Below are 12,923 nucleotides of genomic sequence, written 5' to 3'. Positions count from 1 at the left end.
GTTATCCCACTACTCGTGCGCCCGCCGTATCCAGCCGGCAAATATGAACAAAGCCTTCTTGATTTTGCAGATAGTGTTTGCCAAGCCAGTCGGCTACGCGCTGGGCGGTATCCGGCTTATCACACAGAGCAAACAACGTTGGCCCGGAACCGGAGATCCCACAGGCCAACGCGCCAATATCAGCCACTGCTTGACGCGCTTCGCCAAAGCCCGGCAGCAATTTCATGCGGTACGGCTCGGCAATAACGTCTTTCATCAATTTTGCCGCCAGCGCGGGCTGGCGGGTGTAGCAGGCGTGAATAAAGCCCGCCAGATGCCGGCCGTGAGCGATGCAATCCTGACGGCGATATTGTGCGGGCAAAATAGCGCGCGCTTCCGCCGTTGAGACTTTAATACCCGGATAAGCCAGCACCCACAACCATTCATCAAAACCTGGCACCTGCTGGCTGATAATGCCGCTTTCCTCGATCATCAACTGCATACCGCCGAGGAAACAGGGTGCGACGTTATCGTAATGCACGCTGCCTGAAATGCGCCCTTCCAGCTCGCCCATCAGCGCCAGCATGCGCGTATCGTCCAGCGGTTTACCGCAGTACTCGTTCATCGCCACCAGAGCGGCGACAACAGAACAAGCGCTGGAACCGAGCCCCGATCCAATCGGCATGTTTTTTTCCAGCGTCATTGCCACCGGAACCTGTTTACCAATCGTCTGGCAGAACAGTTCCCAGCACTGATAAACAATATTTTCATGCGGTTCAGTCGGTAATTTACTGGCAAAACGGCCAATATTTTTCAGGCTGAAATGCTTTGCGGCTTCCACCGAAACATTATCGCCCAGCAAAGTTCCATCTACCGGCGTTACCGCCGCGCCCAGCACATCAAAGCCAACACTCATATTGGCACTTGAAGCCGGAGCATACACCTTCACCATGTCAGACTCCTAACTTCCAGGACAGGGTACGCAGCAGGTCGGCAAAGACGCCAGCCGCTGTTACATCGTTACCCGCGCCGTAACCACGTAATACCAACGGCAGCGGCTGATAATAGTGGCTGTAGAACGCCAACGCATTCTCACCATTTTTCACTTTGTAGAGTGGATCATTACCGTCAACAGCGGCGATCTTCACACGACAAGTGCCATCTTCCTCAATATTACCAACATAACGCAGCACTTTTCCTTCATCGCGGGCTTGCGCCACGCGAGAGGCGAACTCGTCATCCAGTTGCGGCAGGCGCGCCATTAAGCTCTCAACATCGCCGGACGCATCAAACGTTGCGGGTAAGACGGGCTCAATGACGATATCAGAAAGCTCCAGTTCTCGCCCGGTTTCACGGGCCAGAATCAGCAGCTTACGTGCGACATCCATCCCGGAGAGATCGTCTCGCGGGTCCGGTTCGGTGTAACCCAACTCGCGTGCCAGCGCTGTGGCTTCAGAGAGGTTCATTCCCTCATCCAGTTTGCCGAAAATAAACGACAGTGAGCCAGAAAGGATCCCGGAAAAATGTTGTAACTCATCACCGGCGTTGAGCAGGTTTTGCAGGTTTTCAATCACCGGCAGGCCTGCACCAACGTTGGTGTCATAAAGGAACTTACGGCGAGATTTCTCCGCTGCACGACGCAACTGGTGATAGTAATCCAGTGACGAAGTGTTGGCTTTCTTATTCGGCGTGACAACGTGGAAACCTTCCCGCAGGAAATCCGCGTACTGATCGGCCACCGCCTGACTGGAAGTACAGTCAACAATCACCGGGTTAAGCAGATGATACTCTTTTACCAGACGGATCAAGCGCCCCAGATTGAAAGGCTCTTTCGCCTCCGCCATTTCAGCCTGCCAGTTTTCCAGATTCAGGCCATGCACATTGGTCATCAGCGCTTTTGAATTCGCCACGCCGCAGACGCGCAGATCGATATGCTTGTTTTTCAACCAGCCTTGTTGACGTTTTAACTGCTCCAGCAACGCGCCGCCGACACCGCCAACACCAATGACAAAAACTTCAATCACCTGGTCGGTATTAAACAGCATCTGGTGAGTAACGCGTACCCCAGTCGTCACATCATCATTGCTCACCACAACTGAGATAGAGCGTTCAGAAGAGCCCTGAGCAATCGCCACAATATTGATATTCGCGCGTGCCAGAGCGGCGAAGAATTTTGCCGAGATACCACGCAAGGTACGCATGCCGTCGCCGACCACGGAGATAATCGCCAAACGCTCCATCACCGCCAGTGGTTCCAGCAGCCCCTCTTTGAGTTCCAGATAGAACTCCTCATTCATCGCTTTCTGAGCGCGAACACAATCGGACTGCGGCACACAGAAACTGATGCTGTATTCCGAAGAGGATTGGGTAATCAAGACGACGGAAATCCCTGAGCGCGACATCGCCGCAAATACGCGGGCGGCCATGCCGACCATGCCTTTCATGCCCGGGCCTGAAACGCTAAACATCGCCATGTTGTTCAGGTTGGAGATCCCTTTCACCGGCAGGTCATCTTCATCTGACGTTGCGCCAATGAGAGTGCCGGGGGCTTGCGGGTTGCCGGTATTTTTAATCAGGCACGGGATCTGGAACTGAGCAATCGGGGTAATCGTGCGGGGGTGAAGAACTTTTGCGCCGAAATAGGAAAGCTCCATGGCCTCCTGATACGACATTGACTTCAGTAACCTGGCGTCCGGTACCTGCCTTGGGTCGCAAGTATAGACACCATCGACATCCGTCCAGATCTCACAACAATCGGCGCGTAAACAGGCGGCCAGCACGGCGGCAGAGTAATCCGAACCGTTGCGCCCCAGCACGACCAGCTCACCTTTTTCGTTACCGGCAGTGAAACCGGCCATCAGCACCATATGATCCTGCGGGATGCGGCTGGCAGCAATACGGCGAGTTGATTCGGCAATATCGACCGTCGATTCCAGATAGTGACCGACGGCGAGTAATTTTTCCACCGGATCGATAACGCTGACTTTATGACCACGCGCTTCCAGCAGACCGGCCATAATGGCGATGGAGAGTTTTTCGCCACGGCAGATGAGCGCCGCATTGATACTGTCCGGGCACTGCCCCAGCAGGCTGATACCATGCAGGACATGTTTGATCTGTGCAAATTCTTGTTCGACAAAGTTTTTTAACTGTGCGAGGGGAAACCCAGGTTGTGCATCGGCCAGACCTTGCAGCAGGTCGGCGAAAATACGTTCTGCATCGCTAATATTCGGTACTGCATCCTGGCCACTGATGGTCTTTTCGATCATCGCCACCAGGTGGTTGGTGATTTTCGCCGGGGCAGAAAGTACGGTCGCTACCTGCCCTTGCCTGGCATTGCTTTCCAGAATGTCGGCAACACGCAGAAAACGTTCTGCATTTGCCACTGATGTACCGCCGAACTTCAACACTCGCATGGTTTTACCCCTTGATCTTTGGTCGAAAAAAAAACCCGCACTGTTCAGGTGCGGGCTTTTTTCTGTGTTTCCTGTACGCGTCAGCCCGCACCGTTACCTGTGGTAATGGTGATGGTTGTAATAATGGTAATGGTGCTGATGCGTGTCATAGATATTGTGTGCTCTGTAATATTATCTGTCTGTGCTGTATGCCTATATTGGTTAAAGTATCTGCCCGATTAAGTCAATTTATTTTTATTTTTTACGTTTTTATTCGCCTTCCCGGCTGCGCTGAAACGACAGTTGCTTTCAGCGCGACAGGGTCATTACGATAATATATTTCAGCAGTTTTAACTATAAAACAAAGTTATAGTAGTGACTTACTCGGAGAGTTTTTTTTCAATATCGTGCAGCAATCGGTGCAACATTGCTGTATCCCGCTGTTCAAGTAGACCAAGACGCTGATCCAGCCAGTCTGCCATTTTGATATCGTCCGCAACACAGAGTTTTTCCAGTAATTCACGGGCTCGCAAACGCAATGCACACAACTGGTTACCATCAACCGGAGCCACTTGTTGAGGTGCCTGTTGCATTAATGAGGCTAATTGATAGCAAAAAACCATTACTGCCTGCCCGAGATTCAGCGATGGATAATCAGCAGCCATCGGCACGCCGGTTAAGATATCTGCCAGCGCCAACTCTTCATTAGTTAAACCGGAATCTTCGCGACCAAATACCAGCGCGGCGCTGCCAAGCCACGTGCGTTTCTCTTGCAATAGTGGCACCAGTTCTGCTGGCGTCGCGTAATAGTGGAACTTCGCCCGACTACGCGCCGTAGTCGCAATGGTGAACTGAACGTCCGCCAGCGCGTCGGCAAGCGTCGCATAAGTTTTAGCATTATCAAGGACATCGCCGGAACCGTGAGCAACACGGCGCGCACCATCCTGCAAATGCGCATCGCTATCGACGATGCGCAAGTCATGAAACCCCATGGTTTTCATCGCCCGGGCAGCAGCCCCAACATTTTCGGGCCTCGCGGGGCAAACAAGCACTACAATCAATTGCATTTTACTTTCTCTTCCTACTGATTCCGCAGGAGAATGTGACATATATCAACATACTACGCAGAGCGAATTTACAATTTTCTAACACAAGCCATTGATTTTCGGATTACACACAATTAAAAAAGCTAAACTGTCTATCAGTAATCGTACCTGCTAAGATGTTAACAGAAAGGGCTTATCCCTATGTTTATACATAGTATTTCATTACTGTATTTCTTTCTTGCATTGGATTCATCATATCTATCAATTAATATGCGCAACTAATTGGTTTATTGATAAATAGTCGCAAACGTGGGCATTTGGTTGTGAGGATTTCGCCAGACTGTTAACGTGCTACAATTGAACTTGATATATGTCAACGAAGCGTAGTTTTATTGGGTGTCATTTACGTCTTAGCCTGTTATGTTGCTGTTAAAATGGTTAGGATGACTGCCGTTTTTGACACTGTCGGGTTCAGAGGGAAAGTGCCCACGACCAAGCTAATGATGTTGTTGACGTTGATGGAAAGTGCATCAAGAACGCAATTACGTACTTTAGTCATGGTATGCCGTCATGTTAATTTTCGACATGCACCAGGCTGGTCAGGGACTTTTGTACTTCCTGTTTCGATTTAGTTGGCAATTTAGGTAGCAAACATGCAGACCCCGCACATTCTTATTGTTGAAGACGAGTTGGTAACACGCAACACGTTAAAAAGCATTTTCGAAGCAGAAGGCTACGATGTCTTTGAAGCGACTGATGGCGCTGAAATGCATCAGATTCTTTCTGAAAATGATATCAACCTGGTGATTATGGATATTAACCTGCCAGGTAAAAACGGTCTTTTGCTGGCGCGTGAACTGCGCGAGCAGGCAGACGTAGCACTGATGTTCCTGACCGGACGTGATAACGAAGTTGATAAGATTTTGGGCCTCGAAATTGGTGCCGACGACTACATCACGAAGCCGTTCAACCCACGTGAACTGACTATCCGCGCCCGCAATCTGCTCTCTCGCACCATGAACCTGGGCACGGTCAGTGAAGAACGCCGCAGCGTTGACAGCTACAAGTTCAACGGGTGGGAACTGGATATCAACAGCCGCTCACTGGTCAGCCCAAACGGCGAACAGTATAAGCTGCCGCGCAGTGAATTCCGCGCGATGTTGCACTTCTGCGAAAATCCGGGGAAAATCCAGTCCCGTGCCGAACTGTTGAAAAAAATGACTGGCCGCGAGCTGAAGCCGCACGATCGCACCGTGGACGTAACGATTCGCCGCATTCGCAAACATTTTGAATCCACGCCGGACACGCCGGAAATCATCGCCACTATTCACGGCGAAGGCTATCGTTTCTGCGGCGATCTGCAGGAATAAGCGAAGTTTGATAAATTTGATAAAAAAGGCGGCGCTCAGGCGCCGCTTTTTGATTTCCGCTATTTGCTCCATGGAATGATGGGAACTGCACTCAAAGCATTCTTCGGCGAACCTTCAACGACTTTGTCGGAGTAGGCTAAATATGCCAAAGTGTTACGTTTTGCGTCATAGAAACGCACGACCTGCAATTTTTTAAATACCAGTGAAGTCCGTTTCTGGAAGACCACATCGCCTTGCGCCTTGCCGTTTTTAATTTTATCGCTCAATTCAACCGGCCCAACCTGCTGGCAAGAAATGGCGGCATCCGAAGTGTCCTCTGCCAGCCCCAGCCCGCCCTTGATACCACCGGTTTTCGCCCGGCTGATATAACAGGTCACGTTGTTAACGTCCGGGTCGTCAAACGCCTCAACGACAATTTTGTGATCCGGACCAAACATTTTAAAGACCGTATCCACAGAACCAATCTGTTCCGCATGGGCTGAACTCCACGCCATCAACATCAATGCAGAGATGCATAACTTTGTATATTTCATATTGTTACCATTTTTGAATATTACCTTTAGCAACTATTCAGTTTTCATATGAGAAACTGTTTACAGATCACCGCTTTACAAAATTTATGATGAAAATCAGTCACAATGCGAATTGTTGCATAAAAAAAACACCGAATGCTAACGCCTTAAAAACCCGCTATTATCCGTCCCCTGGTATCAGGTGTTCATCGCTGTATTAAGGAAGAGGATATTGTATGGATCAGGCTGGGATCATTCGCGACCTACTCGCCTGGCTGGAAAGCCATCTGGATCAGCCGCTCTCACTAGATAATGTGGCGGCAAAAGCGGGCTATTCCAAGTGGCATTTGCAACGGATGTTCAAAGACGTCACCGGCCATGCCATTGGCGCTTACATCCGCGCTCGTCGTCTATCAAAATCCGCAGTCGCATTAAGGCTTACCGCCCGTCCAATTCTTGATATTGCACTACAATATCGTTTCGATTCACAGCAAACGTTCACCCGGGCTTTCAAAAAACAGTTTACCGTCACGCCTGCGCTCTATCGTCGTTCACCGGACTGGAGCGCCTTTGGTATCCGCCCGCCGCTGCGGCCAGGCAAGTTTACATTGCCCAAACATGAATTTGTAACGCTGCCACAGATGCACCTGATCGGCACAACGCAGAGCTACACCTGTTCGCTTGAGGAGATTTCTGATTTCCGTAACCAAATGCGCATTCAGTTCTGGCGTGAATTTTTAAGCAATTCGCCGACGCTTCCTCAGGAATTGTACGGGCTGCACGAACCGCGCCCCAGCCTCGAGAAAGACGATGAACAGGAGGTGTTTTATACTACGGCGCTGACGCCGGAAATGGCGAATGGTTATTTGAGCAATGCACTGCCGGTATTACTGGAGGGCGGTGATTACGTGGCCTTCTCTTTTGAAGGCTCCCCGGACGGATTACAGGATTTTATACTGACCGTTTATGGCACGTGTATGCCGATGCTCAACCTTACACGCCGCAAGGGCCAGGATATTGAGCATTTCTACCCGCAGCATGACGACTCACGCGACCGTGAGCCGCCATTACACATTCGCTGCGAATATCTGGTACCAATTCGTCGTTAACGCTGTAATTCATCCAGCGCAGGAGCGTCGAGATGCGAAACATCGCCTGCGGTTTCCACCACCCAGCCGGATGCCAACCACGGGCTGTGCTGGTAATCGATGCGGGAGATGGAGCAGTTACGCAGACGCAGACGGCGTTCTGCATAAGCCGGAAGCCCGAGAATGGTACTCACCAGACAGCCCAGCGCCATACCGTGACTGATCAGCATAGGGCGACTTCCTTCAGGTAGATCCAGACAAGTAGCCAGCGCAGCGTGCATACGCTCGCTCAGCTCCTGCATCGACTCACCATCAGGAATGCGGCCATCTGCCGTACCATTCACTAACTGGCGACGCCAGCTCTCCTCTTCTTCCGTCAGGGAATCGATATGACGGCGTTCGAGAACGCCCATATCCAGTTCGCGCAAACGCGGCTCAAGCGTAATTTCGCAACCGCAGGCATCAGCGATGATCTCCGCCGTGCGACGGGTACGCCCCAGATCGCTGGCAATAATATGGGTGATGCCCAGCGCTTTTGCGCGTTCAGCCACCTGCCACGCCTGTGTTTCCCCTTTGTCGGTTAACGGGCTGTCTGACTGGCCTTGAATACGACGCTCGGCGTTCCACTGCGTTTCACCGTGGCGAACAAGGTATACCTGTAACATGCTTTTCTTATCCATTATACTGCGATGAATTTATTATCTGAGGAAGGAATCTGTCCGGGATAAAGAACGCGTCTCGTTTCGGACAAGCCAATTATAGATTATGCACCATGTTGTCTCAGCTACCACAAATCCCGCGAAAATTCGGGCTATTCTGCACGCTTTTAACGAGATCTTCGGCGAAGGATCCTGCCATATAGAATCGGTCTCCGTCGATAGCGGCGTGCCTGAACAGCCGTTTGGCAGTCAGGAAACGCGGGCTGGCGCACGTAATCGCGTTGAAAATGCCCGCAAGCTAAGGCCTGACGCCGATTTCTGGGTTGCCATTGAAGCAGGAATTGATGAAGGCAGTACGTTTAGCTGGGTAGTCATCGAAAGCCCAGAAATGCAGGGCGAAGCGCGCTCAGCCACGCTGCCGCTGCCAGAAATTATTTTGCAGAAAGTACGCGCCGGTGAAGCGCTCGGACCAGTGATGTCACACCACACCGGAATTGATGAAATTGGCCGTAAAGAGGGCGCGATTGGGGTTTTCACTGCGGGTAAACTCACCCGCGAGAGCGTTTACCATCAGGCGGTGATTCTGGCACTAAGTCCGTTTCATAACGCGGTTTACCGCTGATCGTTCAGTAGCGTCTGCTCCAGCCACAGGCGCAAATCGGCAGGTGCCGCTTTCAGGCTATTTGAGCCGCGGGTAATGGTCGCAATACCCGCGCCCAGTTCGCTTTTCAGCTCGCGCTGGCTCATCTCGCCGCGCAACAACTCTTCGATAATTCGCACCCGCGTCCCCAACGACTCGCGCTCATCCGGCGTAAGCATCAAATTAAATAACGAAAGATGCAGATCCTTTTCATATGACTGCCTGACCAACTCGACAAAGCGTCGCCACTCCTGGTCGCGCTGTTCGGCCATTGCTGCTGAATAAGGAGATTGCTGAGTCATAGTATTCCGCCATTCGTTGGTTTCGGAAGCCTGTTTAAAGGCTGCCGAAAAGAGTGTACTCGTTAAAGAGTACACAGCATAGCATAAACCTTCGAAATCAGTAACGGCGCTGCCATTCGGCGTCAGTAAAGATGACCGGTTTGCCACCATCAAGGAAATAACGGTAGTAGGCATCGTAAGTGAGGACGTTTTTCACGTAGCTACGGGTTTCCGAGAATGGAATACTCTCCACAAACGCCACTGCATCCAGTTTTCCGGCGCTGTTGTTCAACCAACTACGAACCCTGCCCGGCCCGGCGTTATACGCCGCTGAAGAGAAAATCCTGTTGTTACCGAACTGCTGGTAAACATATTGCAGGTAGCTGGTGCCAACATTGATGTTGGTTTCCGGATCGAAAAGCTGGCCGGCATTGCGGTAACTGGCAATGTTAAACACCTTCACTGTATGGGTAGCAGTGCCAGGCATAATCTGCATTAACCCACTCGCGCCGACCGGCGAACGCGCCGCTGGATTCCACGCGCTCTCCTGACGAGAAATCGCCATCGCATAGCTCTGGTTAATGGCTTTACCGTTGGTATAACGCGCATACAAATCGCGGTAGGCCAGCGGGAATCGCTCTTCAAGATGATCCCACAATTTACCGGCAATAGTGGACTGTACGCTAAGATCCCACCAGTGTTGGTTGAATGCATAGCGCGCCAGTTGCGCCTGTTCGTGCTGCGAGCGGCTGGTGACCAGATTAGCCCATTCACTACGAGCGGTATTATCCAGCCCCCAGTACATCAATTCGCGCACCCGAGCCATTTCAGCGCCTTGAACCAACGCCGGATCGGGGTTACCTTGCACTTTATCAATCTGCAGGTGGTAATCTTCCCCTAAGCGCTGTGCTGCTACCATCGGGTAAAAGCCACGCTGCTGCATCAACGCATGCAGGATCGATTTAGCCTCTTCATCGCGGCCGCGCTCCAGCAACAAATCAGCCTGCCAGTAACGCCACTCATCTTTCTCTTTTGCCTCCATCGGCAAACGGGAAAGCCAGGTATTGAGGCCGCGACGATCGCCAGCGCCGATTGCCATCCGCACCCGCCGCTCCAGAAGCGATGTGGATTGCGAACGCATCACCGCATCATCGCGCCAACGCGCCTGTTCGCTGGTGACGTCATTCCCCATCAAACGCCAGGCGACAATATCACGCAACGTCTGGATTTGATCCTCCGTCAGTTGCTGCGCCTGCGCCAGCGAAGGGATCAGCAAACGGGCATTTTCCACATCCTGCCGGGCAACGCTTGCAAACGCTTCCGCCGCCATTTGCCGGGTGAAGTCGGTCGCGCCGGTGGTGGTGGCAAACGTCATGACGCTGTTGGGGTTGTTGGCAAGGTTAATGATGGCCTGAGAGATAGTTTGATAATCAGCGGGCATCTGCCCGGCCAGCAGCGTCACCAGTTGCGTATTACCGGCTTTCATGGCCAGCCGGATGCGTTCAAGAAATGCCAGCGGATCCTGCTTCCCGGAAGCGCGCCAGGCACCAAACAGCCGGTCACAGGCATTCGGTTGGCTCTTACCGCTCAACCAGAGTTCTTTTGCTCCCGCCCACGCCTCGTCTGCCTGCCCGGTATTCCACTTGGCGAAATAGTAGTTACATTGCGCTTCGGTAGTGGCAGGTTTCTCCGGGCTGAAAGCCAGCAGCCCGCGCCAGTCTTCACGCCGCGCCAGTTCGTTAACAAAACGGGATTTCAGTGTGCGTGCTGGCGGCAACGTCGGGTTCTGCTGCACGAAGTTAGTCACCGTGATGGCCGGTTGATTCATCAGATCGTCGGTAATCTGGCGATATTGCAAATAGGGATACAGCGGATAATCAGTCAGCGTGGGCAGCAGTTGCTGCACGACATCCATTTGCTTGTTATCCCATGCGCTTTTGATCTGCGCATAACGGTTACGTTGTTCATCCAGTGAATCTGCGCGCGCCATATTGCTGAAGGACAGCAAACAAACGCAGGCCGCCGCAAATCGCCAGGCGGCATGTTTAGCTCTCTGCACAGCTATTTCCTCTTTCTGTCACGTTATTGGCAGCCTCATGCCGTATAATGAGTTAATGCTAACCGGGCATGCCGCTACGCGCCATGTTCTGCACACTTTTTTACCTTTTTATGGTGATTTAACAGTGTGGACGCTGCTGGCTGGGATTAAGCGTCGAAAACCGCTACACTTCGCTGTTGAATACTACTCTCATAACAAAGAGGCGAAGTCCAACGTGGCTCAATTCGTATATACCATGCATCGTGTCGGCAAAGTTGTCCCGCCGAAACGTCATATTCTGAAAAATATCTCACTAAGCTTCTTCCCGGGCGCAAAAATCGGCGTGTTGGGTCTTAACGGTGCCGGTAAATCTACCCTGCTGCGCATCATGGCCGGCATCGATACAGACATCGAAGGTGAAGCCCGCCCGCAACCCGGCATCAAAATTGGTTATCTGCCGCAGGAACCACAACTGAACCCGGAACATACTGTCCGAGAATCGGTTGAAGAAGCTGTTTCCGAAGTGGTTAACGCACTGAAAGGCCTGGATGAAGTGTACGCGAAGTACGCGGAACCCGATGCGGACTTCGACAAGTTGGCCGCCCAGCAAGGTAAGTTTGAAGAGATTATCCAGGCGCACGACGGTCACAACCTGAACGTGCAACTGGAGCGCGCTGCTGATGCCCTGCGTCTGCCAGACTGGGACGCCAAAGTGGCTAACCTTTCAGGTGGTGAACGACGCCGTGTCGCGCTGTGCCGCCTGCTGCTCGAAAAGCCGGACATGCTGCTGCTCGACGAACCTACTAACCACCTTGATGCTGAATCCGTTGCGTGGCTGGAACGCTTCCTGCACGACTTCGAAGGCACTGTGGTGGCGATCACCCACGACCGTTACTTCCTTGATAACGTCGCAGGCTGGATCCTCGAGCTTGACCGTGGCGAAGGCATTCCGTGGGAAGGCAACTACTCCTCCTGGCTGGAACAAAAAGATCAGCGTCTGGCGCAGGAAGCCTCTCAGGAAGCGGCTCGCCGTAAATCTATTGAGAAAGAGCTGGAGTGGGTTCGTCAGGGTGCAAAAGGCCGTCAGTCAAAGGGCAAAGCCCGTCTGGCGCGCTTTGAAGAACTTAACAACACGGAATACCAGAAACGTAACGAAACCAACGAACTGTTTATTCCGCCTGGAGCACGCCTGGGTGACAAAGTGGTTGAAGTCAGCAACCTCAGCAAATCCTATGGCGATCGCCAGTTGATTGACAATCTGTCCTTCTCCGTACCGAAAGGCGCTATTGTCGGCATCATCGGTCCGAACGGCGCGGGTAAATCGACGCTGTTCCGTATGATGTCCGGTCAGGAGCAGCCGGATAGCGGTACTATTACCTTAGGTGATACCGTGAAACTGGCCTCGGTTGACCAGTTCCGTGACGCGATGGATAACAGCAAAACTGTGTGGGAAGAAGTTTCCGGCGGGCTGGATATCATGCGTATCGGCAATACCGAAATGCCGAGCCGTGCCTATGTTGGCCGCTTTAACTTTAAAGGCACCGATCAGGGTAAACGCGTTGGCGAACTCTCCGGCGGTGAGCGCGGTCGTCTGCATCTGGCGAAGCTGCTGCAAGTAGGCGGCAACGTGTTGCTGCTCGATGAACCAACCAACGACCTGGATATCGAAACGCTGCGCGCGCTGGAAAACGCCCTGCTCGAATTCCCGGGTTGCGCGATGGTTATCTCGCATGACCGTTGGTTCCTTGACCGTATCGCCACCCACATTCTGGATTACCAGGATGAAGGGAAAGTCGAGTTCTTCGAAGGTAACTTCACCGAATACGAAGAGTATAAAAAACGTACGCTTGGCGCTGAAGCGCTGGAGCCAAAACGTATTAAATACAAACGTATCGCCAAATAAGTATCGCCAAAG

The 12,923-nt window shown here is 52.1% G+C and carries 13 protein-coding genes and 1 other annotated feature; of the genes, 4 read left to right on the top strand and 9 right to left on the bottom strand.

Features of this window, described 5'->3' with window-relative positions; genetic code table 11:
- Window position 1: 1 nt before the first annotated feature.
- The 5 genes from thrB to yjjY all read right to left on the bottom strand — a co-directional run bounded on the left by thrB (window position 2) and on the right by yjjY (window position 4,979).
- Entirely contained in the window at window positions 2–931 is a 930-nt protein-coding gene (gene thrB, locus GA0061070_RS00460; protein WP_090132711.1) for a homoserine kinase, read from the bottom strand.
- 1 nt (window position 932) lies between these two features.
- Window positions 933–3,395: a bifunctional aspartate kinase/homoserine dehydrogenase I gene (thrA, locus tag GA0061070_RS00455; protein WP_090132709.1), complete on the bottom strand. Its 2,463-nt coding sequence runs from the start codon at window positions 3,393–3,395 to the stop codon at window positions 933–935.
- Between the two features lie 24 nt (window positions 3,396–3,419).
- Window positions 3,420–3,537: a sequence feature (Thr leader region), on the bottom strand.
- On the bottom strand, window positions 3,476–3,544 hold the full coding sequence (gene thrL, locus GA0061070_RS24530) for a thr operon leader peptide (RefSeq protein ID WP_071532065.1): 69 nt from the start codon (window positions 3,542–3,544) through the stop codon (window positions 3,476–3,478). It overlaps the preceding feature by 62 nt.
- A gap of 210 nt (window positions 3,545–3,754) precedes the next feature.
- Entirely contained in the window at window positions 3,755–4,441 is a 687-nt protein-coding gene (locus GA0061070_RS00445) for a tRNA/rRNA methyltransferase (protein WP_090132707.1), read from the bottom strand.
- 397 nt (window positions 4,442–4,838) lie between these two features.
- Window positions 4,839–4,979, bottom strand: coding sequence for a YjjY family protein (yjjY, locus tag GA0061070_RS00440; protein WP_086870418.1), 141 nt, complete (start codon window positions 4,977–4,979; stop codon window positions 4,839–4,841).
- Between the two features lie 94 nt (window positions 4,980–5,073).
- On the opposite strand from yjjY, the gene arcA reads away from it, so the two are divergent.
- Window positions 5,074–5,790, top strand: coding sequence for a two-component system response regulator ArcA (gene arcA / locus GA0061070_RS00435; protein WP_090122438.1), 717 nt, complete (start codon window positions 5,074–5,076; stop codon window positions 5,788–5,790).
- A gap of 59 nt (window positions 5,791–5,849) precedes the next feature.
- Here the strand turns inward: arcA and creA are convergent, their stop codons facing one another.
- Window positions 5,850–6,323 carry a protein CreA gene (creA, locus tag GA0061070_RS00430; protein ID WP_090132705.1) on the bottom strand — a complete coding sequence of 158 codons (474 nt, stop codon included), beginning with the start codon at window positions 6,321–6,323 and terminating at the stop codon, window positions 5,850–5,852.
- A gap of 215 nt (window positions 6,324–6,538) precedes the next feature.
- Between creA and robA the strand changes: the two genes are divergently transcribed.
- Window positions 6,539–7,411, top strand: coding sequence for an MDR efflux pump AcrAB transcriptional activator RobA (gene robA / locus GA0061070_RS00425; protein ID WP_090132703.1), 873 nt, complete (start codon window positions 6,539–6,541; stop codon window positions 7,409–7,411).
- On the opposite strand, the gene gpmB is transcribed toward robA, so the two are convergent.
- The gene (gene gpmB, locus GA0061070_RS00420; protein WP_090132701.1) at window positions 7,408–8,055 is read right to left on the bottom strand and encodes a 2,3-diphosphoglycerate-dependent phosphoglycerate mutase GpmB; all 648 of its coding nucleotides are present in this window, start codon (window positions 8,053–8,055) and stop codon (window positions 7,408–7,410) included. The genes robA and gpmB overlap by 4 nt on opposite strands.
- 100 nt (window positions 8,056–8,155) lie before the next feature.
- Between gpmB and yjjX the strand changes: the two genes are divergently transcribed.
- Window positions 8,156–8,671, top strand: a complete 516-nt coding sequence (gene yjjX, locus GA0061070_RS00415; RefSeq protein ID WP_090132698.1) for an inosine/xanthosine triphosphatase — start codon at window positions 8,156–8,158, stop codon at window positions 8,669–8,671.
- Here yjjX and trpR read toward each other — a convergent pair.
- Together trpR and sltY are read right to left on the bottom strand one after the other, a co-directional pair.
- Window positions 8,662–8,991 carry a trp operon repressor gene (gene trpR, locus GA0061070_RS00410; protein ID WP_090132694.1) on the bottom strand — a complete coding sequence of 110 codons (330 nt, stop codon included), beginning with the start codon at window positions 8,989–8,991 and terminating at the stop codon, window positions 8,662–8,664. The two genes, yjjX and trpR, sit on opposite strands and share 10 nt — an antisense overlap.
- Window positions 8,992–9,088: 97 nt before the next feature.
- Window positions 9,089–11,029, bottom strand: a complete 1,941-nt coding sequence (sltY, locus tag GA0061070_RS00405) for a murein transglycosylase (protein WP_090132691.1) — start codon at window positions 11,027–11,029, stop codon at window positions 9,089–9,091.
- 214 nt (window positions 11,030–11,243) lie between these two features.
- Between sltY and ettA the strand changes: the two genes are divergently transcribed.
- A complete protein-coding gene (gene ettA / locus GA0061070_RS00395) occupies window positions 11,244–12,911 on the top strand; it encodes an energy-dependent translational throttle protein EttA (protein ID WP_090122423.1) in 1,668 nt (555 codons plus the stop codon).
- The last annotated feature ends 12 nt before the right edge of the window (window positions 12,912–12,923 follow it).

Source organism: Kosakonia oryziphila (assembly GCF_900094795.1).
Classification (GTDB): Bacteria; Pseudomonadota; Gammaproteobacteria; order Enterobacterales; family Enterobacteriaceae; genus Kosakonia; species Kosakonia oryziphila.
The sequence above is the reverse complement of the archived record's forward strand: the minus strand, read 5'-3'. Positions and strand labels throughout refer to the sequence as shown.